Origin of the sequence: Variovorax sp. LjRoot290 (genome assembly GCF_964253985.1) — a bacterium.
GTDB lineage: Bacteria > Pseudomonadota > Gammaproteobacteria > Burkholderiales > Burkholderiaceae_C > Variovorax.
In genome coordinates this window covers 3,933,923-3,957,113 of record NZ_CAXURW020000001.1, presented here as the reverse complement: position 1 = coordinate 3,957,113, position 23,191 = coordinate 3,933,923, and the positions used below count along the sequence as shown (strand labels likewise).

The following is a 23,191-nucleotide window of genomic DNA, read 5'->3' as shown; positions in this document are numbered from 1 at the left end:
TGTTCCTGTTGGGATTGAAGGCGGATTATGTTCGAGCGGCTGGTGCGGCCCTAGGATGTGCCACTGCCGAGCGCGGCTGTCATATAGCCTCCATATGCGCTCGCACATTCCGTACCGGCTTCGCTGCCTTACCCTCCCAGCCCATGCAAGCGTACCGTGCCTCCCTTTTGCGATTCGATGCCGCCGGCCAGCCGGTTTTCGATCAAGACGGCCTGTTGGTGGTCGGCCCCGATGCCGCCGGCCGCCAGCGCGTGCTGGACGCCGGCGCCCATGCGTCGGTGGCGGCCCGCCATCCGGGCGTGGACGTCACGCACTGGCCGGGGCGCATCCTGGCGCCGGGCTTCGTCGACATGCACGTCCACTTTCCGCAGACCGACATCATCGGCGCGCCCTCGGAAGGCCTTCTGCCCTGGCTCGAGAACTACACCTTCCCGGCCGAGAGCCGCTTTGCCGACCCGGCGCACGCGGCGGAGGTGGCCGAGGTCTTCTTCGACGAGCTGCTGCGCAACGGCGTCACGACCTCGCTGACCTTCGCGACCTCGCATCCGCAGTCGGTGCAGGCCTTCTTCGAGGCGGCGCAGCGCCGCCGGCTGCGCATGATCACCGGCAAGGTGCTGCAGGACCGGCATTCGCCCGACGGCGTGCGCGACCAGACGGAACAGAGCCTGATCGACACCGAGTCGCTGATCCGCCAGTGGCACAACGTCGATCGCCTGGGCTATGCGATCACGCCGCGCTTCGCGCCGACCAGCACCGACGCCCAGCTGCGCGGCGCCGGCGAGCTGGCCGCGAAATACCCGGACACCTGGATCCATTCGCACGTGGCCGAGAACAAGGACGAAGTGAAGTGGGCGCGCGAGCTGTTCCCCGGCGCGCGCTCCTACCTCGACGTCTATGCCGGCTTCGGCCTGATGCGCGAGCGCGCCGTCTACGCCCACTGCATCCACTTCGACGACGACGACCGGCGCCTGATGCGCGACACCGGCACCGCTTCGGCCGTGAGCCCGACCAGCAACTTGTTCCTCGGCAGCGGTTTCTTCGACTTCGAGGGCGCCGACCGCATCGGCTATGCCTACGGCCTGGCCAGCGACGTCGGCGGCGGCACCAGCTTCAGCCCCTTCTCGACCATGATGGCCGCCTATTACGTGGGCCGCGAGGGCCAGACCAAGCCGGGCATCAGCATCCCGCCTTCGCAGCTCTGGTGGCGCCACACCGCAGGCGCGGCGCGCGCGCTGGGGCTCGAAGGCGTCATCGGCAACCTGCAGCCGGGCTGCGAGGCGGACTTCCTGGTGATCGATCCGAAGGCCACGCCCTTGCTCGCGCGCAAGACCTCGCTCGCCAACAACCTCGAAGAGCTGCTGTTCGCGATGATCGTGCTGGGCGACGACCGGCTGATCGAGCGGACCGTCATTTCGCAGGCCTAGCCGCGCCGGGTCGCGATCAGCGAGCGCACGTCCGGTGACTTGAGCCGCGGCCGATCGGCCTCCACCGCACGCAAAGGCTCGGCCTCCACCAGGCTGTCCAGGCAGCGGCGCGTGAGGTCCTGGTAGATCTCGGTGCCTTCGCGCTTCCACGCGATCTCGTCGTCGCCGAGCTCGCGCCGCACCGTGGCGGGAATGCCGGCCACCAGGCTCTTCGCCGGCACCCGCATGCCTGCCGGCACGAAGGCGCAGGCGGCGACGAAGGCGAAGGCGCCGATCTCGGCCTCGTCCATCACCACCGCGTTCATGCCCACCAGCGCATCGTGCTTCACCACGCAGCTGTGGAGCACGGCGCCGTGGCCGATGTGGCCGTTTTCCTCGACCACCGTGTCCTGGTCCGGGAAGCCGTGGATCGTGCAGTTGTCCTGCACGTTGGCGCCGCGCTCCAGCAGGATGCGGCCGAAGTCGCCACGCAGGCTCGCGCAGGGGCCGACATAGCAGCCGGGGCCGACGATCACGTCGCCGATCAGCACGGCCGTGGGATGGACGTAGGCGCTGGGGTCGACCACCGGCACGACGCCTTCGAGTGCGTAGCAGGGCATGGCAGCTCCCGGTTGATCAAGCGTGGCGGCGGTGCTGCACGACCACGAAGCGGTCGGCCACGAAGGCGAGGGTGGTGTAGGCCGCATTGGCCGACGGATTGCCGCCGGTGGCGTGGAAGTCGGAGAAGCCGGCCGACTGGTTGACCATCACGCTTTGGGTGAGATTGATCGATAGCGCGACGCGTGCGCGCCGCGCGGCGTTCACCATGTCGTCGATGTACGCCGGGTCGTCGGAGTAGAGACCCAAGGTCATGGCGCCATGTCGGCGGACGCTGCGCTCGGCGATTTCGAGCGCGGCCTCGCGCGAAGGCACGGCCACCAGATAGGACACCGGGCCGAAGCACTCCTGCTCGTAGATGTCGGCATCGTCCACGCCCAAGGCGGCGATCGCCGGCGTGCGCACCTCGGCCTGCGGGTACTCGGGGTGCTCGAGCTTGCGCGAGGCCAGCACCGTGCGGCCGACCTTCGCGGCCTTGTCCAGCCGTTCGAGGGTCTGGGGCGAGCCGATGGCGCCGAGCACCGTCAGCGCCACCTTCGGATCGGCCAGCAGTTGGTCGATCGCCTGCGCGAGATCGGAGCCGACCTGTTCGAAGCTCTTGTGTCCCTGGTCGGTCCGGATGCCCTCAGCCGGCACCAGCAGGTTCTGCGTGGTGGTGCACATCTGGCCGCTGTAGAGCGAGAGCGACAGCGCGAGGTTGCGCAGCATCGCGGCATAGGCATCGGTCGATTCGATGACGAGCAGGTTCACGCCGGCCATCTCGGCATAGAGGCGGGCCTGCGTCGCATGCGTCTGCAGCCAACGGCCGAAGACATTGCCGCCGGTGTAGTCGATGGAGGCCACCGCATGGTGCGTGGCCAGCATCTGCGCCAGTTGCGGTTCGGCGCTGACCGCGAGCGTCACGAGGTTCGGATCCAGCCCCTCTTCGGCCAGCACCTCGCGCAGCACGCTGACCGTGATGGCCGCAGGCAGCACGGCGTTGGGATGGGGCTTGACGATCACCGGGTTGCCGGTAGCCAGCGCCGCGAAGAGGCCGGGGTAGGTGTTCCAGGTCGGGAAGGTCGCGCAGCCGATCACCAGCGCGATGCCGCGGCCCACGACTTCGAAGCGTTTCTTCAGCACCGCGGGCGGGTTCTTGCCCTGCGGCTTTTCCCAGGTGGCCTCGGCCGGCACGTCGGCCATGGCTTTCCAGGCGGTGGCGATGGCTTCGAGCGCGCGATCCTGGGCATGGGGGCCTCCGGCCTGGAAAGCCATCATCGGCCCCTGGCCTGTGGTCAGCATCACGGCATGCGCGATCTCGAAGCTGCGTGCATGGATGCGCTTCAAGGCTTCGAGCACGACGCCCACGCGGCCTTCGGGGCCGATGGCCTGCCAGGCGGGCTCGGCCGCCAGCGCGGCGGCGACCAGCGCTTCACCTTCGCATTCGGGATAGCGGATGTCGAGCGTGGCGCCGAAGGGCGAACGCTCGGTGGCGACGCGCGCGCGTTCGCCGGGCTGGTCCAGCGGGTAGTCCTTGCCGCAGAGCGCGAGCGCGGCGTTGCGGCCCTCGGCCTGCGCGCTATCCCCATAGACCTTGGGCGAAGGGGCTTCCGGAAAAGGGGACCAATGGCCGCGGTGGGTGAGGGCGCGCAGGGCGTCGTCGAGCAGCGTGCGATGGCGATCGAACAGGGTGGTCATGGGTGAAGGTCTCCGGCGATGTTGGAAAAAGGAGTGCCGCGAGCTAGGCTTAAGGGTTAGTACCAAAGGACAAGGCTTGCGGCAGCAAGACCGCGAATCCTATAATCAACCGAACGGTCGGTCAATTATTGAACTCGCCCTTTTGGCCGATCAATCCTCACACCTCAGAACCACGATGGACGAACCCCTGGTACGCATCACACAGTCTGGCGCCGTGCGCACGCTCCAGCTCAACCGGCCGGAAGCGCTCAACAGCTTCAACTCCCAACTGCATGCCGCGCTCATGGCGGCGCTCGACGAGGCGGCGGCCGACAGTGCCGTGCGCTGCGTGGTGCTCGGCGGCGCAGGGCGTGCCTTCTGCGCCGGCCAGGACCTGGCCGACCCGATGGTCGCGCCCGACTACACGCCCGGTGCGCCGCCCAAGGACCTGGCCCACGTCATCGAATCGCTCTACGCACCGCTGGTGCTGCGCCTGCGCTCGATGCCGGTGCCGGTGATCGCCGAGGTCCACGGCGTCGCAGCCGGTGCGGGCGCCAACCTCGCGCTGGCCTGCGATCTCGTCGTGGCCGGGCGCTCCGCGAGCTTCATCCAGGCCTTTACCAAGATCGGGCTGGTGCCCGACACCGGCGGCAGCTGGCTGCTGCCGCGGCTCGTGGGCCAAGCGCGTGCGCTCGGCCTCGCCCTGCTGGGCGAGAAACTGCCGGCCGCCGAGGCCGCCCAGATGGGCCTGATCTGGAAGTGCGTGGAAGACGCCGAGCTGGCGCTCACGGTCGAGACCCTGGCCACGCGCCTGGCCGACATGCCGATTGCCGCATTGGTCGCCACGCGCCAGGCGCTGGCCGATGCGCAGCAGCTCGATCTGGAGTCCGCGCTCGCGATGGAAGCCAGGCTGCAAGGCGGCCTCGGTGCCGCCAACGACTACCGCGAGGGCGTCGAAGCCTTCCGCGCCAAGCGCCCGCCGCGCTTCACCGACCGCTGAGGAGTTCCGTCGATGAGCGAGACCCATCCCCAACACACCGCCGAACGCGTGCGCGATGCCATGTTCGCCAACGACCGCGCCGTGCGCGGCCTCGGCATGGAGGTCGAGGCCATCGGGCCAGGCCGCGCCGACATCGCCATGACCGTGCGCGAAGACATGCTCAACGGCCACGACATCTGCCACGGCGGCTTCATCTCGACCCTGGCCGATTCGGCCTTCGCCTATGCCTGCAACTCCTACAACGAGGTGACCGTCGCCTCGGGCTTCGGCATCGATTTCGTCGCGCCGGCGCGCCACGGCGACCGGCTGGTTGCGCGCTGCGTCGAAGTGTCGAAGGCGGGCCGCATGGGCGTCTACGACACCGAGGTCCTGAATCAGCGCGGCGAGCGGATCGCGGTGTTCCGCGGACGCTCCTACACGATCAAAGGCAAGCCCGTCGTTGCGGCTTGAAGAGAAGGAGACACCCCCATGCCCGTTCAACGCCCGGCACCCGGCGACCTCGAGGCGATCGAGAAGGCCAGTCGCGACGAGATCGCCGCGCTGCAGCTGCAGCGCCTGCAGTCCAGCCTGCAGCGCGCCTACGACAAGGTGCCGCACTACCGCAAGGCCTTCGATGAAAAAGGCGTGCACCCCGGCGACCTCAAGCAATTGAGCGACCTCGCGAAGTTTCCGTTCACCGTCAAGAAGGACTTGCGCGACAACTACCCCTTCGGCCTCTTCGCCGTGCCGCGAGAACAGGTCGCGCGCATCCATGCGTCTTCCGGCACCACCGGCAAGCCGACGGTGGTGGGCTACACCTTGAAGGACATCGACAACTGGGCCGACCTGGTGGCGCGCTCGATCCGCGCGGCGGGCGGACGGCCCGGCGACATCGTGCACGTGGCCTACGGCTACGGCCTCTTCACCGGCGGACTGGGCGCGCACTACGGCGCCGAGCGCGCGGGCTGCACCGTGATCCCGATGTCGGGCGGCCAGACCGAGAAGCAAGTGCAGCTGATCCGCGACCTTCGGCCCGACATCATCATGGTCACGCCCAGCTACATGCAGGTGATCATCGAGGAGTTTCAGCGCCAGGGGCTGGACCCGCGCGAGAACTCGCTCAAGGTCGGCATCTTCGGCGCCGAACCATGGACCGAGGCGATGCGCCGCGAGATCGAGGCCAAGGGCGGCATGGACGCGGTCGACATCTACGGCCTCTCGGAAGTGATGGGTCCCGGCGTCGCCAGCGAGTGCATCGAGAGCAAGGACGGGCCCGTGGTCTGGGAAGACCATTTCTATCCCGAGATCATCGATCCCGAGACCGGCAAGGTGCTGCCGGACGGCGAAGAGGGCGAGCTCGTCTTCACCTCGCTGACCAAGGAAGCGCTGCCCATCGTGCGCTACCGCACGCGCGACCTCACGCGCCTCTTGCCGCCCACCTCGCGCAGCTTCCGCCGCATGGGAAAGATCGTCGGGCGCAGCGACGACATGCTGATCATCCGCGGCGTCAACGTGTTCCCGACGCAGATCGAGGAGATCGTGCTCGCGCACGAGAAGCTCTCGGGCCAGTACCTGATCAAGGTCGGGCGCGAGGGCCATCTCGACAGCGTGGAGCTGCATTGCGAAGTGCAGGCCGGCGCCGGCGACCTCGGCGACGCCGAACGCGAGCAGATCGCGCAATGGGTGCAGCAGCGCGTGAAGACCATGGTCGGCATCTCGACCACCGTGCTGGTGAAACGCCCCGACTCGATCGAACGCACGCTGACCGGCAAGGCCCGGCGCGTGGTCGACGAGCGCCCCAAGACCTGAAAGGAAAGCGTCATGTACACCCAAGCCATGGACACCATGGGCAAGGAATCCGGCGACGGCAAGAAGGTCGTCCGGTCGGCGGAGGAAATGGTTCTCGAGCAGCGCTTCGACGAACGCATCGATGCCGGCGGCTTCATCGAGGCCAAGGACTGGATGCCCGAGCACTACCGCAAGACGCTGGTGCGCCAGATCAGCCAGCATGCGCATTCCGAGATCGTCGGCATGCTGCCCGAAGGCAACTGGATCAGCCGCGCGCCCACGCTCAAGCGCAAGGCCATCCTCTTGGCCAAGGTGCAGGACGAGGGCGGCCACGGCCTGTACCTCTATGCCGCGGCCGAGACGCTCGGCACCAGCCGCGACCAGATGCTCGATGCGCTGCACACGGGAAAGGCCAAGTACAGCTCGATCTTCAACTACCCCACGCTGACCTGGGCCGACATGGGCACCATCGGCTGGCTGGTCGACGGCGCGGCGATCATGAACCAGGTGCCGATCTGTCGCTGCTCCTACGCGCCCTATGCGCGCGCGATGATCCGCATCTGCCGCGAGGAGAGCTTTCACCAGCGCCAGGGCTACGAGGCGCTGCTCACGATGATGCAGCACGGCACCGAGGCGCAGAAGGCCATGGTGCAGGACGCGGTGAACCGCTGGTGGTGGCCGTCCGTGATGATGTTCGGCCCGCCCGACGAGCAGTCGCCCAACAGTGCGCAATCGATGCGCTGGGGCATCAAGCGTTTCTCCAACGACGACCTGCGCCAGAAGTTCATTGATGCCGCGGTCGAACAGGCCAAGGTGCTCGGCGTGACCTTGCCCGACCCCGATCTCAAGTGGAACGAGGAGCGCCAGGCGCACGACCATGGGCCGATCGACTGGAACGAGTTCTGGCGCGTGATCGGCGGCGACGGCCCGTGCAACCGCGAGCGCCTCGGCGCCCGCGTGAAGGCCTGGGAAGAGGGCGCCTGGGTGCGCGAAGCGGCGCTGGCGCATGCGCGAAAACAGAATCACCTGAAGGAGGCCGCATGACGACCGATCAAGAGTGGCCGCTGTGGGAAGTGTTCGTGCGCAGCAAGGCGGGCCTGGACCACAAGCATTGCGGCAGCCTGCACGCACCCGACCCCAAGATGGCGCTGCAGATGGCGCGCGACGTCTACACCCGGCGCCAGGAAGGCGTGAGCGTGTGGGTGGTGCGCTCCGACCAGATCGTGGCCAGCGATCCGGGCGACAAGGACATGTTCTTCGATCCGGCGGAAGACAAGGTCTACCGCCATCCCACCTTCTACGTGCTGCCCAAGTCCGTCGACCACATGTGAACTGAGGCCCCATGCAAGCATCCATCGAACTCGACCGCAGCCCCGCCGTGCAGTACCTGCTGCGCATCGCCGACACCTGCCTGATCCTGGCCCAACGCCTTGGCGAGTGGTGCGGCCACGCGCCGGCGCTCGAAGAAGACATCGCCATGAGCAACATGGCGCTCGATCTCGTAGGCCAGGCGCGTGCGCTGCTCACCCGGGCCGGCCAGATCGAAGGCCGCGCGCATGACGAAGACCAGCTCGCCTTCCTGCGCGACGAGCGCGACTATTTCAATCTCACGCTGGTCGAGCTGCCGCGCGGCGACTTCGCCTTCAGCGTGCTGCGCAACGCGATGGTCGCGACGCTGCTCAAGCTGCTGTGGGAGCGCCTGGCATCGTCGAGCGACGAGGAGGTCGCCGCCATCGCGGGCAAGGCGATCAAGGAAGCGCGCTACCACCAGCAGCATTCGGCCGACTGGGTGGTGCGCCTGGGCGACGGCACGGACGAATCGCATGCGCGCATGGAGGCTGCGCTGAAGGAGCTGTGGCGCTTCGTGCCCGAACTGTTCGCCTCGGACGCCGTGGACGAGGAAGCCAGCGCCAGCGGCCTGGGCCCGGCGTGGGCGGTGTTGCGCGAAGCCTGGTTCGCCGAGATGGGCGCCGTGCTCGACGAGGCCTTGCTCGTGCCGCCGGCCGAGTCGGCCTTCCTGAGTACCGGCAAGCACGGCGTGCACAGCGAGCACATGGGCTACATCCTGGCCGAGATGCAGCATCTGCAGCGCGCTTATCCGGGGGGTGTATGGTGAATGTTGCCGCCTTCGCCCCGACGCGTTGCGAGCAGGCGCGGGAGGTGCTCGCCACCGTGCTCGATCCCGAAGTGCCGGCCCTTTCGGTGTGCGATCTCGGCATCGTGCGCGACGTGATCGAGCGGGGCGATGCACTCGAAGTCGTGCTGACGCCGACCTACTCCGGCTGCCCCGCCACCGAAGTGATCGAGCGCGACGTGCTCGAAGCCATCGAGAAAGCAGGCCTCGGTCCGGCCCATGTCACGCTGCAGCGCGCGCCGGCCTGGACCACCGACTGGATCAGCGCGGAAGGCCGGCGCAAGCTCTCCGAATACGGCATTGCACCGCCCGGACCGGTGGCGCCGGGCGATGCCGTCCCGATCCGCATCTTCGGACGCGGGACCGGCGCGGCCGTTGCCTGCCCGCGCTGCGGCAGCCGGCACACCGAGCGCCTGTCTGCCTTCGGCGCCACCGCCTGCAAGTCGCTCTATCGCTGCCTTGCCTGCCGGGAACCGTTCGAACACTTCAAGCCGATATGAGCGTCATCTTCCACCCCCTGCGCGTGCGCAGGATCGAGCCCGACACCTCCGAGGCCGTGATCGTCTCCTTCGACGTGCCGGAGGAATTGCGCGAGGTCTTCGGCTTCACGCAGGGCCAGTACCTCACGCTGCGCAAGGAGATCGACGGCCAGGACCTGCGGCGCTCCTATTCGATCTGCGCCGGCGTCGACGACGGCGAGCTGCGCGTCGGCGTGCGCAAGGTACAGGGCGGCACCTTCTCCAACTGGATCAACAGCGCGCTCCAGCCGGGCGACACGCTGCAGGTCATGGCGCCGGAGGGGCGCTTCTTCGTGCCGATCGAGCCCGAGGCCCACCGCCACCACGTGGGCATCGCGGGCGGCAGCGGCATCACGCCCATCCTCTCGATCATGAAGACCGTGCTGGCGCGCGAGCCCTTCGCCCGCTTCACGCTGATCTACGGCAACCGTTCACTCAAGTCCACGATGTTCAAGGAGGAGATCGAGGACCTCAAGAACCGCTACATGACGCGGGTCGCGCTGCAGCACGTGTTCTCCGACGAGCACACCGACGTGCCGATCAACATGGGCGTGATGAACCGCGAGAAGATCGCCGAGTTCCTCGAAGGCCTGGTGCCCGCCGGGCAGATCGACCACGTCTACATCTGCGGGCCCTTCCAGATGAACGACGAGGCCGAGGCGGCACTGCTCGCGGCCGGCGTGCCCGAGGAGCGCATCCATATCGAGCGCTTCGGCATCGCCCAACCCGCCGGGCCGGTCGGCGCCGTGGTGCACGAGGCGCAGCCCGGCGATGCCGAGCAGGCGCGCATCACCATCGTGCGCGACGGACTCAGCCGCGAAATCCCGTTCGCCAAGGGCCAGCCGAGTATCCTCGACGCCGCCTCTTCGGCGGGCCTGGAGGTGCCGTATTCATGCACTTCGGGCGTGTGCGGCACCTGCCGTGCCAAGCTGCTGGAAGGGGAAGTGCGGATGGAGCGCAACTTCGCGCTCGACAAGAATGAGGTGGCGGGCGGCTTCATCCTGACCTGCCAGGCGCATCCCTTGACCGAGCGCGTGGTGTTGTCCTTCGACGAACGCTGAAGCGGCCGCAACCTTTTAACCAACGGAGACCTTCATGAAATCATTCACCCGCCTCGGCGTGGCGCTCCTGTGCGCCATGGCCTTTGCCGCGCAGGCCGACGTCAACGTCGGCGTCACGCTGTCGGCGACGGGCCCGGCCGCTTCGCTCGGCATCCCCGAGAAGAACACCATCGGCCTGATGCCCAAGACCATCGGCGGCCAGAAGATCAACTACATCGTGCTCGACGACGCATCCGACACCACCGCGGCGGTGTCGAACACGCGCAAGCTGATCAGCGAGAACAAGGTCGACATCGTGATCGGATCGACCGTCACGCCCAACTCGCTGGCCATGATCGACGTGGTGGCCGAGGAGAAGGTGCCGATGATCTCGATGGCGGCCTCGGCGCGCATCGTCGAGCCCGTGGACGAGAAGCGCAAGTGGGTCTTCAAGACGCCGCAGAACGACATCATGATGTCGCTCGCCATCGCCGAGCACATGGCGGCCAACGGCGTCAAGACGGTCGGCTTCATCGGCTTCTCCGACGCCTACGGCGAAGGCTGGTTCCAGGAGTTCGGCAAGGCCGCCGCGCTCAAGAAGCTGCAGGTGACGGCGAACGAGCGCTACGCGCGCAGCGACACCTCGGTCACGGGCCAGACGCTGAAGCTGATCTCTGCCAAGCCCGATGCGGTGCTGATCGCCGGCTCCGGCACGCCGGCCGCGCTGCCGCAGAAGACGCTCAAGGAGCGCGGCTATGCCGGCAAGATCTACCAGACCCACGGCGTCGCGAACGCCGACTTCCTGCGCGTCGGCGGCAAGGACGTCGAAGGCACGCTGCTGCCCTCCGGCCCGATGCTGGTGGCGGCGCAACTGCCCGATTCGCATCCGCTGAAGAAGTCGGCGCTGGCCTACGTCAATGCCTACGAGGCGGCCAACGGCAAGGGCAGCGTCTCGACCTTCGGCGGCCACGCCTGGGATGCAGGCCTGTTGATGAGCGCCGCGATTCCGGCCGCGCTCAAGAAGGCGCAGCCCGGCACGCCGGCTTTCCGCGCCGCCTTGCGCGACGCGCTCGAGTCGGTGAAGGACGTTCCCGGCGCCCATGGCATCTTCACCATGTCGCCCACGGACCATCTGGGTCTGGACCAGCGCGCGCGCGTGATGGTCAAGATCGAGAACGGTACCTGGAAATACCAGCCTCAAGACTGACCTTCAACCGGAGCGTGCGTGCGAGCGCGTACGCGGGCCGGGGGCCTGCGTGCGCCACGCCGGAGTGGATGCATGGACATGCAAATCGCCCTGATACTGGGGCAGGACGGTATCGTGAACGGGGCGATCTACGGGCTCATGGCGCTGGCGCTGGTGCTCGTGTTCTCGGTCACCCGCGTCATCTTCATTCCCCAGGGCGAGTTCGTCGCCTTCAGCGCCCTGTCGGTGGTTGCCTTGCAGGCCGGCCGCGTGCCGGCCACGCTGTGGCTGCTGGTGGCGCTGGCCGCGATGGCGCTGGTGGTGGAGCTGTGGCGATGGAAGCGGGGTGCCGCGGTCGACTGGGCTTCGACCCTCGCCTGGTGCGTGGTGCTGCCGCTGGTGGCTTGCGCGCTGGTGCTGCTGCTGCGCCCGGAATCGCTGGTGATGCAGACGTTGACGGCGCTCGCGGTGATCGTGCCGCTCGGCCCGCTGCTCTATCGGCTGGCCTACCGGCCACTGGCCGATGCCACCGTGCTCACGCTCTTGATCGTATCGGTGGCGCTGCACGGTGTGCTGGTCGGCCTGGGCCTGCTCTTCTTCGGCGCCGAGGGTTCGCGCACGCCGGCCTTCTCGGACCTGCGGCTCGACCTCGGCGGCGTGGCGTTGACGGGCCAATCGCTGGTGGTGGTCGCGGTCACCGCCGCGCTGGTGGTGCTGATGTTTCTTTTCTTCGAACGCTCGATCGTCGGCAAGGCGCTGCGCGCCACCGCGATCAACCGCGTCGGCGCGCGGCTGATGGGCATTCCCACCGGCCTCTCGGGTGACCTGAGCTTCGCGCTGGCGGCGGCGATCGGCGCGGTCTCGGGCCTCCTGATCGCGCCGCTGACCACCATCTACTACGACACCGGCTTCCTGATCGGCCTCAAGGGCTTCGTGGCTGCCATCGTCGGCGGCCTGGCCAGCTATCCGCTGGCGCTGGTGGGCGCGCTGATCGTGGGCCAGCTCGAGGCCTTCTCCTCCTTCTGGGCCAGCGCCTTCAAGGAGGTCTTCGTCTTCACGCTGATCATCCCGGTGCTCTGGTGGCGCTCGCTGAGCAGCCGCCATGTGGAGGACGAGGAATGACGCGCCGGCATATGGCCATCGCCTTCGTCGTCCTGCTCGCGGCGGTGTGGGGTTTCCTGCCGGACTTTTCGGTCACCGTGCTCAGCTACATCGGCCTCTACGCGCTGGTCGCGGCCGGCCTCGTGATGCTGACCGGCGTGGGCGGCATGACTTCCTTCGGCCAGGCCGCCTTCGTCGGCACCGGCGCCTACGCGACCGCCTGGGTCTGCACCTCGCCCGCGGTCGCCGCCGCGATCGGCACGGTCGTGAGCCCCGCGCTGCTGCCGTGGATCGGGCTCCTGTTCGGCATCCTCGTGACCTTCTTCGTGGCCTGGGGGCTGGGCGCGATCACGCTGCGCCTTTCCGGGCACTACTTGCCGCTGTGCACCATCGCCTGGGGCCTGAGCTTCTACTTCCTGTTCGGCAACCTGGAATTCCTGGGCGGCCACACCGGCGTGGCCGGCGTGCCGCCGATCGTGGTGGCCGGCCTGTCCTTCGCATCGCCGCGTTCGTTGGGCCTGGTGATCTGGGGCGTGCTGCTGCTCGCGCTGTGGGCGTTGCACAACCTGCTGGATTCGCGCGAGGGCCGTGCCATCCGCGCGCTGAAGGGTGGCCGCGTCATGGCCGAATCGATGGGCGTGGACACCGCGCGCTACCGCATCAAGGTCTTCGTGCTGGCAGCGCTGCTGGCGGCGGTGTCGGGCTGGCTCTATGCGCACATGCAGCGCTTCATCAACCCCACGCCCTTCAACCTCAACATCGGCATCGAGTACCTCTTCATGGCGGTGGTCGGGGGCGCCGGCCATCTCTGGGGCGCGGTGCTCGGCGCCGCGCTGATCACCTTGTTGAAAGAGCAGCTGCAGGACATCCTGCCGCGCCTGCTGGGCTCCAGCGGCAACTTCGAGGTGATCGTGTTCGGCCTCCTGATGCTGGTGGTGCTGCAGCGCTTTGCCGACGGCCTGTGGCCGACCGTGGCGCGCCTGGGCGGGCGCTTCCTGAAGCCGGTGAAGCCGCGTGCTCCGCGCCAGACCCTCACGTTGCCCGAGGCCACCTTGCCCCCGCGCGGGCAGGTCGTGCTGCAGGCCGACGCCGTGACCAAGCGCTTCGGCGGCCTGGTCGCCAACGACGCGGTCAGCATGGATGTGAAGGCGGGCGAGATCCACGCGCTGATCGGTCCCAACGGCGCCGGCAAGAGCACCTTCTTCAACATGATTTCGGGCGTGGACGATCCCACCTCGGGCGAGGTGCGGCTGATGGACCGGCCGATGACCGGCCAGCCCTCGCGCGCCTTCGCCGCGCTGGGCCTGGGTCGGACCTTCCAGCACGTGCGTCTGCTGGGCCAGCGCCGGGTGATCGAGAACGTCGCGCTCGGCGCGCACCGCCGCGGGCGGCGCGGATGGATCGCCTCCATGCTGCGTCTGGATCGCGCGGAAGAGGCCGCCTTGCTCGCGCAGGCGCGGCGCCAGCTCGAGCGCTGCGGGCTCGGCGAGTTCGTGGAAGTGCCGGCGGGCTCGCTGGCGCTGGGCCAGCAGCGCGTGATCGAGATCGCACGCGCATTGGCGGGCCATCCCGCGGTGCTGCTGCTCGACGAGCCGGCCGCGGGCCTGCGCCACCTGGAAAAGCGCGCGCTCGCCACCCTGCTCGACCAGCTGCGCGCCGAGGGTCTGGCGATCCTGGTGGTCGAGCACGACATGGAGTTCGTCATGAACCTGGCCGACCGCGTGACCGTGCTGGAGTTCGGCGCCGTCATCGCACGCGGAACGCCGCTCGAAGTGCAGGCCGATCCGAAGGTGCTGGACGCCTATCTCGGTGGCGTCGACGAGCCGGCGGAGCAAAAGCTGATGGAGCAGGTGGCATGAGCAAGGCACTTCTCCAACTCGAAGACTTCTGCGTCTCCTACGGCGCGGTGGAAGCCGTGCACCACATCAACCTGCGCGTCGACGCGGGCGAGATCGTCACGGTGATCGGGCCCAACGGCGCGGGCAAGACCACGCTGCTGTGCGCCGCGATGGGCTTGCTTCCTTCGCGCGGCGGCGTGCTGCTCGACGGCGAGCGCATGGCGCGCACCAGCGTGGAAGCGATGGTGGCGCGCGGCGTAGGCCTGGTGCCGGAAAAGCGCGAGCTCTTCGGCGAGATGTCGGTCGAGGACAACCTGCTCCTGGGCGGCTTCTCGCGCTGGTGGCGCGGCGAGCGCGACCAGCGCCAGCGCATGACGGAGGTCTTCGGCATCTTCCCGCGCCTGCAGGAGCGTCGCGCGCAGCTCGCGTCCACGCTGTCCGGCGGCGAGCGGCAGATGCTCGCGATCGGCCGCGCGCTGATGGCGCGGCCGCGCCTGCTGATGCTCGACGAGCCCTCGCTCGGCCTCGCGCCGCTGATCGTGCGCGAGGTGCTGCAGGTGGTGTCCTCGCTGCGCCAGCATGGCGTCTCGGTGCTGCTGGTGGAGCAGAATGCCCGCGCCGCGCTGCAGGTGGCGGACCGTGCCTACGTGCTCGAAATGGGCGCGGTCGCGCTGCAGGGACCGGCCAAGGAGCTGCTGCACGACCGCCGCATCATCGACACCTACCTGGGGCTGGGCGCGCGTGCCGAAGCCTAGGCCAGCAGCGCCTTCAGCTTCGCACTGGTAAAGGGCACGCTGCGCAGCCGCACGCCGGTGGCGTCGAACACCGCGTTGGCCAGCGCCGCTGGCACCGGGCTGGAAGCCGCTTCGCCGGCACCCAGCGGTGGCTCTTCGCGCCGGTCGATCAGTTCGATCTCCAGCCGCGGCACTTCGGTGAAGTTCAGCAGCGGGTAGCTGACCCAGTCGACGCTGGTGACGCGCGAGCGGTCGAAGGTGGTCTCCTCGTGCAGCGTGCGCGAGAGCGTCTGCAGGATGTTGCCCTCGACCTGGGCGCGCACGGCGTCGGGGTTGATCATCAGCCCGCAGTCGTGGGCGCAGCAGACCCGGCGCACCGCGATCTCGCCGTTCTTGCGATCGACCTCGACCTCCATCGCGATGGCGACATAGGTCTCGTTGTTCTTGTAGTGGATATAGGCCATGCCGCGGCCCCTCGCGATGCCGCCGCCGCGCGTGGCGGCAGGCGAGGGCCGGGCCTGCCAGCCGATCATCCGGCCCGCGCGCCGGATCACCTCGGCGCCGCGCGGGTTCGCGGTGTCGCGCAGGCGGAAGGCCAGCGGGTCCATGCGCGCCTTCGCCGCCAGTTCGTCGACGAAGCTCTCGACCGCGAAGCAGTTCGCGACCTTGCCCGGCGCGCGGATGTTGGAAGGCCTGAGCGGCGCCGGCCCCAGCCAGTGTGCCGTGACCTTGACCGCGTTCGCGCCGTAGGGCGGATCGCCGTTCTGCGACACCAGCCCGACGGACTGGCCCACCGGCTGGCGCAGGCCGGCCGCGAGCGGCGACAGCAGCGGTATCCATTCGAGGTTGGCCGTGGCGCGCGGCACCCACATGTCGGTTTCCCAGGCGTCGATGCGGCCCTCCGGCGTCAGCGTGGCCTTCATGTCGAGCAGCTGCGGCGGGCCCTTCGGGTCCCAGCCCAGCTCGTCCTCGCGGCTCCACTGCACGCGCACCGGCCGGCCGACCGCCTTCGACAGCAGCACCGCATCGGCCGCCGCGTCGTCGTGCCCGTTCATGCCGTAGCAGCCGGCGCCGTCGAGGTAGACCACGCGCAGCTTGTCGCGCGGCAGCTCGACCAGTGCCGCGAAGACGTTGAGGAAGCGATGGCTGGCCTGCGACGCCGTCCACACCGTGCCGCCGTCGGGGCGCACGTCGGCCACGGCGCACGAGGGGCCGATCGAGCCGTGCGACTGGATCGGCCACGCATAGCTCGCGCGCAGCACGTCCGCCGCATCGCGCAGGCCGGCCAGGCGTTGCGCGTCGCCCTTCGACGCGATGACTTCCTCGGCCACGAAGGGGCCGCTGCGGGCCCAGTCGACCAGCGCCGCGTGGCCGATCAGCGGCGCGCTGTCGCTCCATCGCAGCTCGAGTTCGCGCGCCGCGCGCACCGCGGCCCATTCGTCGGGGCTCACGACGCCGACGAAATCGGCGATGCGCACCACGCGCACGCCGGGCAGCCGAGCCACCGGAGCCTCGTTGACCGACAACAGCTTCGCGCCCACCGCCGGCGGCCGCAGCACGCGGCCGTGCAGCATGCCGGGCACCACGTGGTCGTGCACGTAGACATGGCGGCCGGTCACCTTGGCCGGCACGTCGGGCCGCGGCAGCGAGCGGCCCACCAGCACGTACTGCGAAGGCCGCTTGAGCGGTGCCTTCGGATTCATCTTCAGCTCGAAGCCGCGGCCGCCCAGGAGGACGGAGCAGCCGATGCTGCGGCCGTCGGCCGCGCGCACCGCGCCGTCGGCGAGCGTGAGCTGATCGGGCGGCAGTTGCAGCTGCTGTGCCGCCGCCGCAATCAGCGCCTCGCGCGCCGTCGCCGCGGCCTGGCGCAGCTCGACGCCGCCGCGCATCACGCCGGTGCTGCCGGCCGTGGGCCCCTGGTTGGGCGTTAGCGCCGTGTCGCCCTCGATGAGCTCGATGCGCTCGACACCCACGCCGAGTTCCTCGCCTACCATCTGCCGCATTGCGATGCGGTGGCCGGTGCCGAGGTCGACCTTGCCCGAGTAGACGACCACGGTGCCGTCGGCACGCAGCGCCAGGAAGGAATCGACCTCGCCGAGCGCGAGCGAGCGTTGCGCGCCGGCGATCGGCTGTGCATGCGCGGGCTGAATGGGCACGAGCCCGCAGCCCACGACCAGTGCGCCGGCTTCGAGCAGGGCGCGGCGTGTCAGCATGAGCGTCTCCATGCTCAGGCCCTCCCTGAATCGGCAGCGCGCTGCACGGCGCGCAACACCCGCTCGTGCGAGCCGCAGCGGCAGAGGTTGCCGGCGAGCGCCTGCTTGGCCTCGTCGCGGCTCGGCCGCGGCACGGCGCGCAGCAGCGCGACGGCCGTCATCACCATGCCGTTGGTGCAGTAGCCGCACTGCGCGGCCTGCTCGGCGATGAAGGCAGCCTGCACGGCGTGCGGCTTCTCGGGCGAACCCAGCCCTTCGGCCGTGACGACGCGGCGCCCGGCCGCATCGGCGATGCGAATGCTGCACGAGCGCACAGGCATGTCGTCGAGCAGCACGGTGCAGGCGCCGCACTGCGCGAGCCCGCAGCCGAACTTGGCCGCATGCAGGCCCAGGTCGTTGCGCAGCGCGTAGAGCAGCGGCATGTCCGGATCCCAGGCCTCGATGCTTTTCGAGGCGCCATTGACGATGAGGGTGATGCTGGGCATGCGGACCTCCTTGGGCGGCGGTGCAGATTGCCACAGCGTGCCCATCGCATCAAGCGACGTCCGGCATCGGGTCCATGACGAATTCTTTCAGGCTAATACCTTCGTAAGCCGCGCCAGATATGCGTTTGTCGCTATGGATTTGATAGCCAATTTGTCATCGACTCGCCTTAACATCGGCCGGTTTTTTCAACTCGCAAGAAAGGCGAACAACATGAGTGAATGGCTCTATCAGGTCACCGGCAAGGCTTGGCTCGCGCTGCTGTTCGGCATCGGCATCCTCGGGTGGGCCGGCTATGCGCAGTGGAAGGCCTCCGCCGACACGCACGGCACCGCGGTCGAAGACCTGGTCGTGCGCAGCGGCTCGATCACCGGCGGCAGCGAGGTCACCGAAACGTCCAAGCGCCGCCGCGGCGGCACGACGACCCGCCGCTACTTCGTGCTCGATGCCAAGCTGGCCAACGGCGGCACCGAGAAATGGCGCGTCGACAACGCGGTCGGGCGCAGCAAGCTCGAACCGCTGATCGACGAGGCCATCGAGGTCAGGCTCGATCCGTCGGACAACAACATGGTCTACGAGATCAAGCACAAGGGCCGCACCGTGGTCTCCCTCGCCGACGTCCAGAAGATCATGGAATCGAAGGACAAGGTGGCCGCCACGATGGCCAGCGACAAGGTGACGCTGGTCCTCGGCCTGATTGCCTTGCTGCTGGGCATCGTCGGCCTGGTGATCCGCCAGCGCCTGAACAAGGGCCTCGCCGCGGCGCAGGCCGCTGCCGTGCCCACGCCGGCCATCGGCGAAAAAACCTAGTTGTCGATCACCCTGCGGGCGAAGCGTTCCAGGTAGTCGAGCAGCCTGTTCGCGCCCGCGACGGCTGCCGCCTCGTCGCCGGTGGCGATGCCCTGGGCGAGTTCCATGTGGGCCTTGGCGGCTTCGACGATCTCGCCCTCGTGCTGGTAGGCGTACCAGAAGCGGCGGCACTGCACGATCAGCGGCGCCACGCTCTTGACGGCGGAGTGGTTCTGGCTGGCCTGGTGATTCACGCGGTCGAGCTCGTGGTCGGCCTGCATGTAGTCGTCCAGGTGGCCGCGTGCGGCTGCCTTGACCATCTTTTCGGCGCAACGCAGGATTTCCTTGCGCTGCGCGGCGGTGGCCCGGCGTGCCGAGCAGCAGGCGATGAGTATTTCCAGCACGCGCCGCGTCTGCAGCACATCGAGATGGTCGGCCAGGTCGATGCTGGAGACCAGCAGGCCGCGCCGCGGCTGCTGCACGATCAGGCCGATCGAGCTCATGCGCAGCAGCGCCTCCCGCACCGGCGTGCGGCCGAGCCCGGTACGTTCGGCGATCTCGGCCTCGACCACCTGGCTGCCGGGTTCGAGTTGCAGCGTGCATATCAACGCCTCTATCGCGTCGTAGGCGATGTCGGCGGCGCGCCGCGGGGCGGCGGCACTTGGGAAAGACGTGGCTGCAACGGGCATCGTGGAGGGCTGAGGCTGGGGTCGGAAAGGCGGTCGCATTCTCCCATCGGCAGCGACCGGGTGGCGAAGGGGGCCTGGCTTACAGTGCGGCGCCGATCTTGCGCAGTTCGGCGATCTGCGGCGCCTTGGGCAACCAGAGCTTGTCGAACTCCCGGATGACCGGCGCAGGGTCGAAGCCGCTGTCGCTCTTGAAGGCGATGCCGCTCGCCTTGAACTTGTCGATCAGCCCGAGCTCCGTGGTCACGATGTCCTTGATCTGCGCGTCGAGCGATTGCTTGATCAGGTCGCGGATCAGCTCCTTGTCCTTCGCATCCAGCGTCTGCCAGATCCGGCCCGACACCAGCGGCGCGAAGGGCATGAAGAGCGCGTTCATCGGAAGCAGCACCTTCGACACCCGGTCGAAGCGCTGGTTCCACGAGAACTCGATGTCGGCCTCGAGGCCGTCCACCTGGCCGTTGGACATGGCATCGAACACGGCGGGCGTGGGAATGGGCGTCGGCGCCGCGCCCAGCAACTGATAGAAGTCGCGGTACACCGGCGTCGGGTTGATGCGCAGCTTCAGGCCCTTGAGCTCAGTCGGGGTCGAGATGTTCTTGGTCGAGAACACCACGCGCATGCCGGTGATGCCCCAGCCCAGGCCGATGGTCCCGGTTTCGCGCGGCAGCACCTCGAGCAGCTTCAGCGCGGCCGGCGTGCGCACCAGCGTGGCGACGTTGGTGGTCGAACGCACCAGGTAGGGCGCATTGATGGCTGCCACGCTCGCGACGCGCGAGCCCAGCTCGGCCGCCTGGATCCAGCCCATGTCCAGCGCGCCCGATTGCAGCTGCTGCATCATGGCCGACTCGTTGCCCAGCTGGCCCGAGTGGAACACCGTGGCGCTCAGGCGGCCGTCGGTGGCCTTCTTCAGCGCCTCGCCGAAGCCCAGCGCCGCGCGGTTCCACGAATGGCCCGCCGGCGTGATGAGGCCGAGTCGGAAATCCTTGGCCGCGGCCGCGCGCGACGGCGTACTGAAGAGAAGGGACGAGGCGGCGGTGCCGGCCGCAGCCTGGACGAAGTGTCGGCGTGAGAGGGACATGCAATGCTCCGGTTGGGGGGAAGAAAAGAGGCCTACTTGAGAAGACCGAGCGACAGGCTCGGGAAGATCGACAACAGCACCAGCGCCACGCAGCAGATGAGGAAGAAGGGCAGCGTGACGATGAACATCTTTCCGGGCTTGGCGCCGGTGACCGCGGCGGCGACGAAGAAGCTCAGGCCGACGGGCGGCGTCATCAGCCCCAGCACGAGGTTCACCACCACCACCACGCCGAAGTGGCGCGGGTCGATGCCGTAGATCTCGGTGGCGATCGGCAGCAGGATCGGCACCGTCATGATCAGGCCGGGAATGCCGTCGATCACCGTGCCGATCACCAGCAGGATCGCGTTCGCGAGCAGCAGGAAGGTGACCGGGTCTTTGGCGACGGTCTGGATCCATGCCGCGATGGCCTGCGGCACCTTGCCGTAGATCAAGAGCCAGGAGAACACCGCCGCGGCGGCCACCAGGAACAGCACGACCGCCGAGTAGATCGCCGACTTGAGCAGGATCTCCGGCATCGTCCTGAAGCTGAATTCCTTCGTCACGTAACGCCCGACCAGGGCCGCGGCCAGCGCGCCGACGGCCGCGGCCTCGGTGGGGTTGGCGAAGCCGGTGAGGATGGAGCCGACGATCACGATCGGGATCAAGAGCGTGGGGCAGGCCGTCGCAATGGTGTGCAGCCGCTGCCGGAGGGTCCGCTTCTCGGTGCGCGGATAGTTGTAGATCACGCCCATGCAGGCGATCACGACGAAGAACAGCAGCGTGAGCACGATGCCGGGCAGGATGCCGGCGATCAGCATGTCGCCGACCGCGACCTGCGCCAGCACGCTGTAGACCACGAACATCACCGAAGGCGGGATGATCGGGCCGAGCATGCCGCCATACACGGTGAGGCCGGCGGCGAAGGTCTTGTCGTAGCCCTTCTTCTCCATCTCCGGCACCATGATCTGGCTCATGATGGCCACCTGCGCAGTGGCCGAGCCGATGATCGAGGACACCAGCATGTTGGCGAGGATGTTCACGTAGGCGAGGCCGCCCTTGACCGAGCCGATGAAGGCCAGAGCCAGGTCGACCAGGCGCCTGGTGATGCCGCCGCCGTTCATGATTTCGCCGATCAGGATGAACAGCGGAATCGCGATCAGGCCGTAGCTGTCGATCCCCGAGAACATCTGCAGGGGATAGGACTGGATCAGCACCGTGTCCCCGGAATTCAGGATGTAGACGATGCCGGCCAGGCACAGGCAGGCGCCGATGGGCACGCCGATCAGCATCACGACGAGGAAGAATGCGGAGGTCAGCATCTCAGTTCACTGCGTCGGCGTTGAGCACGTGGAACTCGCGGTGCACGCGCTTGGGCTGCAGGCCGAGGTCTTCCAGCAGGTTGGCCAGCGCATGCACGCTGAGCGTGAGCGAGAAGATCGGCAGGATCAGCTGCACGACCCAGGTCGGCCAGTTCAGCGTCTGCGTGGTCTCGGTGTAGAGGAAGTTGAAGGACTCGGCCGCGTAGTCCTTCGCATCGAAGCCGTGGCGCGCGATGCCCACCGGGTCCATCCAGACCCAGCACATCGCCAGCAGCCCGAAGCCGAGCAGCAGCACGCCGCCGGAGGCGCAGGCCTTGGCGGCCGCCGCTGCCTTGGCGCCGAGCTTGTCGGTCAAGAGCGTCACGGCGAAGTCCAGCCGCAGCCGGGTCATCGCCGAGGCGCCGATGAAGGTGAGCCAGACCACCGAGTACACCGATGCCTCGTCCACCCAGTAGAGCGGTACGCCCGTGTAGCGCGTGACCACGTTCAGCAGGATCAGCGCGACGAGCAGGCCCATGAGGCCGGTGAGCAGATAGCGTTCGCAGCGCAGGATCGCGTCCGAGGCATCGAGCACGAAGCGGCTGATGCCCGGCGGTCCGAGGGCGTAGTTGTTCATGGCGTTCTTGCGGCCTGGCGGTGCTGCGGCCCGGATCAGGCGACCGACCGGTACTGCGCCGGGCGGGTCGCGAGCGCCTTGCCGACGATGGCTTCGATCGCTGCGCGTTCCTCGCCGACGAGCGGCAGGCGCGGGCGGCGCATGTGCTCGGTGCCGACGCCGACCAGCAGGTCGATGAGCTTCAGGTTCTGCACCAGCTTGGTCGACACGTCGAGATGGAGCATCGGCGTCATCCACTGATAGAGCTTGAGCGCTTCGGCGAACTGGCCGGCCTTCATCAGGTCGTAGAGCGCCACGGTCTCGCGCGGAAAGGCGCAGCCGACGCCGGCGAGCAGGCCGTCGCAACCCAGCGCCAGGCCTTCGTAGGCCAGGTCGTCCACGCCCAGGAAGAGCTGGTAGCGGTCGCCCACGGTGTTGCGCAGGTCGGTGATGCGGCGGATGTTGTCGGTGCTCTCCTTGATGGCGACGATCCATTCGCAATCGGCCAGCTCGACCATGTGTTCGGGCTTCAGGTCGACGCGATAGGCGACCGGGTTGTTGTAGACCATCACCGGCTTCTGCGCGGCTTCGGCCATGGTGCGCACGTTGAGCATCGCCTCTCGCGCGTCGGCCACGTAGATCACGGAGGGCATCACCATGTAGCCGGCGACGCCGAGCTTGTTGGCGCCGTCGATGTAGCGCAGCGCTTCGCGCGTGCTGGTCTCCGAGACATTGGCCAGCACCGGCACACGGCCGGCGCTGGCTTCCAGCGCGATCCTGGCGACCTCCAGCTTTTCCTCCAGCGTCAGCGTGCTGGCCTCGCCGAGCGAGCCGCAAGTGACGAGGCCGTGAATGCCGTTCCTGATCTGGAAGTCGATGTGCTTCGCGGTGCCTTCGGCATCGATGCGCTCGTCGGCGTGGAATTTGGTGGTGATGGCGGGGAAGATGCCTTGCCAGCGGGGGTTGCTCACGTGCTTGCTCCTGGGGATGGAAGGGGTTGGAAGTGTCTTTTAAATATATTAGGGAGATATTAGAAATATCTTGTCAGGGTATT

General features: G+C 68.1%; 23 protein-coding genes. 14 read left to right on the top strand and 9 right to left on the bottom strand.

The annotated features are described in order from the left end of the window. Window positions 1–143: 143 nt before the first annotated feature. Entirely contained in the window at window positions 144–1,424 is a 1,281-nt protein-coding gene (gene guaD / locus ACSQ9A_RS19695; RefSeq protein WP_093102960.1) for a guanine deaminase, read from the top strand. On the opposite strand, the gene ACSQ9A_RS19690 is transcribed toward guaD, so the two are convergent. Next, the gene (locus ACSQ9A_RS19690) at window positions 1,421–2,023 is read right to left on the bottom strand and encodes a phenylacetic acid degradation protein PaaY (protein ID WP_436304832.1); all 603 of its coding nucleotides are present in this window, start codon (window positions 2,021–2,023) and stop codon (window positions 1,421–1,423) included. The two genes, guaD and ACSQ9A_RS19690, sit on opposite strands and share 4 nt — an antisense overlap. Window positions 2,024–2,039: 16 nt before the next feature. Continuing rightward, the gene (gene paaN, locus ACSQ9A_RS19685; protein WP_436304831.1) at window positions 2,040–3,698 is read right to left on the bottom strand and encodes a phenylacetic acid degradation protein PaaN; all 1,659 of its coding nucleotides are present in this window, start codon (window positions 3,696–3,698) and stop codon (window positions 2,040–2,042) included. Between the two features lie 175 nt (window positions 3,699–3,873). On the opposite strand from paaN, the gene ACSQ9A_RS19680 reads away from it, so the two are divergent. The 12 genes from ACSQ9A_RS19680 to ACSQ9A_RS19625 all read left to right on the top strand — a co-directional run bounded on the left by ACSQ9A_RS19680 (window position 3,874) and on the right by ACSQ9A_RS19625 (window position 15,016). Further along, complete coding sequence (locus tag ACSQ9A_RS19680; protein WP_093103265.1) at window positions 3,874–4,677, top strand: enoyl-CoA hydratase-related protein; 804 nt, start codon at window positions 3,874–3,876, stop codon at window positions 4,675–4,677. 12 nt (window positions 4,678–4,689) lie between these two features. Further along, window positions 4,690–5,127, top strand: coding sequence for a hydroxyphenylacetyl-CoA thioesterase PaaI (paaI, locus tag ACSQ9A_RS19675; protein ID WP_093102965.1), 438 nt, complete (start codon window positions 4,690–4,692; stop codon window positions 5,125–5,127). Window positions 5,128–5,145: 18 nt separating this feature from the next. After that, window positions 5,146–6,465, top strand: coding sequence for a phenylacetate--CoA ligase PaaK (gene paaK, locus ACSQ9A_RS19670; RefSeq protein WP_436304829.1), 1,320 nt, complete (start codon window positions 5,146–5,148; stop codon window positions 6,463–6,465). Between the two features lie 12 nt (window positions 6,466–6,477). Further along, complete coding sequence (paaA, locus tag ACSQ9A_RS19665; RefSeq protein ID WP_436304828.1) at window positions 6,478–7,488, top strand: 1,2-phenylacetyl-CoA epoxidase subunit PaaA; 1,011 nt, start codon at window positions 6,478–6,480, stop codon at window positions 7,486–7,488. Continuing rightward, on the top strand, window positions 7,485–7,775 hold the full coding sequence (gene paaB, locus ACSQ9A_RS19660; protein ID WP_093102970.1) for a 1,2-phenylacetyl-CoA epoxidase subunit PaaB: 291 nt from the start codon (window positions 7,485–7,487) through the stop codon (window positions 7,773–7,775). The genes paaA and paaB overlap by 4 nt, the downstream gene beginning before the upstream one ends. Window positions 7,776–7,786: 11 nt before the next feature. Further along, on the top strand, window positions 7,787–8,560 hold the full coding sequence (paaC, locus tag ACSQ9A_RS19655) for a 1,2-phenylacetyl-CoA epoxidase subunit PaaC (protein ID WP_436304827.1): 774 nt from the start codon (window positions 7,787–7,789) through the stop codon (window positions 8,558–8,560). Further along, complete coding sequence (paaD, locus tag ACSQ9A_RS19650) at window positions 8,554–9,078, top strand: 1,2-phenylacetyl-CoA epoxidase subunit PaaD (protein ID WP_436304826.1); 525 nt, start codon at window positions 8,554–8,556, stop codon at window positions 9,076–9,078. Before paaC ends, paaD begins: the two co-directional genes overlap by 7 nt. Next, window positions 9,075–10,157 (top strand): 1,2-phenylacetyl-CoA epoxidase subunit PaaE, encoded by a 1,083-nt coding sequence (gene paaE / locus ACSQ9A_RS19645; protein ID WP_093102974.1) that lies wholly within the window; start codon window positions 9,075–9,077, stop codon window positions 10,155–10,157. The genes paaD and paaE overlap by 4 nt, the downstream gene beginning before the upstream one ends. Window positions 10,158–10,191: 34 nt before the next feature. Next, window positions 10,192–11,343 (top strand): ABC transporter substrate-binding protein, encoded by a 1,152-nt coding sequence (locus ACSQ9A_RS19640; protein ID WP_093102976.1) that lies wholly within the window; start codon window positions 10,192–10,194, stop codon window positions 11,341–11,343. Window positions 11,344–11,415: 72 nt separating this feature from the next. After that, the gene (locus ACSQ9A_RS19635) at window positions 11,416–12,444 is read left to right on the top strand and encodes a branched-chain amino acid ABC transporter permease (RefSeq protein ID WP_436304825.1); all 1,029 of its coding nucleotides are present in this window, start codon (window positions 11,416–11,418) and stop codon (window positions 12,442–12,444) included. Beyond that, window positions 12,441–14,282, top strand: a complete 1,842-nt coding sequence (locus tag ACSQ9A_RS19630) for a branched-chain amino acid ABC transporter ATP-binding protein/permease (RefSeq protein ID WP_093102979.1) — start codon at window positions 12,441–12,443, stop codon at window positions 14,280–14,282. The genes ACSQ9A_RS19635 and ACSQ9A_RS19630 overlap by 4 nt, the downstream gene beginning before the upstream one ends. Then, window positions 14,279–15,016, top strand: coding sequence for an ABC transporter ATP-binding protein (locus tag ACSQ9A_RS19625; protein ID WP_436304824.1), 738 nt, complete (start codon window positions 14,279–14,281; stop codon window positions 15,014–15,016). The genes ACSQ9A_RS19630 and ACSQ9A_RS19625 overlap by 4 nt, the downstream gene beginning before the upstream one ends. Here the strand turns inward: ACSQ9A_RS19625 and ACSQ9A_RS19620 are convergent. Both ACSQ9A_RS19620 and ACSQ9A_RS19615 read right to left on the bottom strand, forming a co-directional pair. After that, a complete protein-coding gene (locus tag ACSQ9A_RS19620) occupies window positions 15,013–17,208 on the bottom strand; it encodes a molybdopterin cofactor-binding domain-containing protein (protein ID WP_436304823.1) in 2,196 nt (731 codons plus the stop codon). The genes ACSQ9A_RS19625 and ACSQ9A_RS19620 overlap by 4 nt on opposite strands. A gap of 14 nt (window positions 17,209–17,222) precedes the next feature. Continuing rightward, on the bottom strand, window positions 17,223–17,693 hold the full coding sequence (locus tag ACSQ9A_RS19615; protein ID WP_436304822.1) for a (2Fe-2S)-binding protein: 471 nt from the start codon (window positions 17,691–17,693) through the stop codon (window positions 17,223–17,225). Window positions 17,694–17,904: 211 nt separating this feature from the next. Here ACSQ9A_RS19615 and ACSQ9A_RS19610 point away from each other — a divergent pair, with 211 nt between their 5' ends. Next, complete coding sequence (locus tag ACSQ9A_RS19610) at window positions 17,905–18,501, top strand: hypothetical protein (RefSeq protein ID WP_436304821.1); 597 nt, start codon at window positions 17,905–17,907, stop codon at window positions 18,499–18,501. Here the strand turns inward: ACSQ9A_RS19610 and ACSQ9A_RS19605 are convergent. The 5 genes from ACSQ9A_RS19605 to ACSQ9A_RS19585 form a co-directional block, all read right to left on the bottom strand. Beyond that, window positions 18,498–19,169: a GntR family transcriptional regulator gene (locus tag ACSQ9A_RS19605; protein WP_093102984.1), complete on the bottom strand. Its 672-nt coding sequence runs from the start codon at window positions 19,167–19,169 to the stop codon at window positions 18,498–18,500. The two genes, ACSQ9A_RS19610 and ACSQ9A_RS19605, sit on opposite strands and share 4 nt — an antisense overlap. Window positions 19,170–19,248: 79 nt before the next feature. After that, a complete protein-coding gene (locus ACSQ9A_RS19600; RefSeq protein WP_093102985.1) occupies window positions 19,249–20,244 on the bottom strand; it encodes a TRAP transporter substrate-binding protein in 996 nt (331 codons plus the stop codon). Window positions 20,245–20,276: 32 nt separating this feature from the next. After that, entirely contained in the window at window positions 20,277–21,542 is a 1,266-nt protein-coding gene (locus tag ACSQ9A_RS19595; protein WP_436304820.1) for a TRAP transporter large permease, read from the bottom strand. A 1-nt stretch (window position 21,543) separates the two neighbouring features. Continuing rightward, a complete protein-coding gene (locus ACSQ9A_RS19590; protein ID WP_436304819.1) occupies window positions 21,544–22,158 on the bottom strand; it encodes a TRAP transporter small permease in 615 nt (204 codons plus the stop codon). Between the two features lie 35 nt (window positions 22,159–22,193). Beyond that, on the bottom strand, window positions 22,194–23,108 hold the full coding sequence (locus ACSQ9A_RS19585) for a dihydrodipicolinate synthase family protein (protein ID WP_093102990.1): 915 nt from the start codon (window positions 23,106–23,108) through the stop codon (window positions 22,194–22,196). Between the last annotated feature and the right edge of the window lie 83 nt (window positions 23,109–23,191).

Coding starts and splice junctions, on each gene's coding strand:
- paaN (WP_436304831.1), bottom strand. CDS start 3,698: ATGACCACCCTGTTCGATCGCCATCGCACGCTGCTCGACGACGCCCTG.
- ACSQ9A_RS19610 (WP_436304821.1), top strand. CDS start 17,905: ATGAGTGAATGGCTCTATCAGGTCACCGGCAAGGCTTGGCTCGCGCTG.
- ACSQ9A_RS19630 (WP_093102979.1), top strand. CDS start 12,441: ATGACGCGCCGGCATATGGCCATCGCCTTCGTCGTCCTGCTCGCGGCG.
- paaK (WP_436304829.1), top strand. CDS start 5,146: ATGCCCGTTCAACGCCCGGCACCCGGCGACCTCGAGGCGATCGAGAAG.
- ACSQ9A_RS19680 (WP_093103265.1), top strand. CDS start 3,874: ATGGACGAACCCCTGGTACGCATCACACAGTCTGGCGCCGTGCGCACG.
- ACSQ9A_RS19625 (WP_436304824.1), top strand. CDS start 14,279: ATGAGCAAGGCACTTCTCCAACTCGAAGACTTCTGCGTCTCCTACGGC.
- paaA (WP_436304828.1), top strand. CDS start 6,478: ATGTACACCCAAGCCATGGACACCATGGGCAAGGAATCCGGCGACGGC.
- ACSQ9A_RS19600 (WP_093102985.1), bottom strand. CDS start 20,244: ATGTCCCTCTCACGCCGACACTTCGTCCAGGCTGCGGCCGGCACCGCC.
- ACSQ9A_RS19590 (WP_436304819.1), bottom strand. CDS start 22,158: ATGAACAACTACGCCCTCGGACCGCCGGGCATCAGCCGCTTCGTGCTC.
- ACSQ9A_RS19615 (WP_436304822.1), bottom strand. CDS start 17,693: ATGCCCAGCATCACCCTCATCGTCAATGGCGCCTCGAAAAGCATCGAG.
- paaI (WP_093102965.1), top strand. CDS start 4,690: ATGAGCGAGACCCATCCCCAACACACCGCCGAACGCGTGCGCGATGCC.
- paaC (WP_436304827.1), top strand. CDS start 7,787: ATGCAAGCATCCATCGAACTCGACCGCAGCCCCGCCGTGCAGTACCTG.
- ACSQ9A_RS19635 (WP_436304825.1), top strand. CDS start 11,416: ATGGACATGCAAATCGCCCTGATACTGGGGCAGGACGGTATCGTGAAC.
- paaD (WP_436304826.1), top strand. CDS start 8,554: ATGGTGAATGTTGCCGCCTTCGCCCCGACGCGTTGCGAGCAGGCGCGG.
- ACSQ9A_RS19595 (WP_436304820.1), bottom strand. CDS start 21,542: ATGCTGACCTCCGCATTCTTCCTCGTCGTGATGCTGATCGGCGTGCCC.
- guaD (WP_093102960.1), top strand. CDS start 144: ATGCAAGCGTACCGTGCCTCCCTTTTGCGATTCGATGCCGCCGGCCAG.
- ACSQ9A_RS19640 (WP_093102976.1), top strand. CDS start 10,192: ATGAAATCATTCACCCGCCTCGGCGTGGCGCTCCTGTGCGCCATGGCC.
- ACSQ9A_RS19620 (WP_436304823.1), bottom strand. CDS start 17,208: ATGCTGACACGCCGCGCCCTGCTCGAAGCCGGCGCACTGGTCGTGGGC.
- ACSQ9A_RS19605 (WP_093102984.1), bottom strand. CDS start 19,169: ATGCCCGTTGCAGCCACGTCTTTCCCAAGTGCCGCCGCCCCGCGGCGC.
- ACSQ9A_RS19690 (WP_436304832.1), bottom strand. CDS start 2,023: ATGCCCTGCTACGCACTCGAAGGCGTCGTGCCGGTGGTCGACCCCAGC.
- paaE (WP_093102974.1), top strand. CDS start 9,075: ATGAGCGTCATCTTCCACCCCCTGCGCGTGCGCAGGATCGAGCCCGAC.
- paaB (WP_093102970.1), top strand. CDS start 7,485: ATGACGACCGATCAAGAGTGGCCGCTGTGGGAAGTGTTCGTGCGCAGC.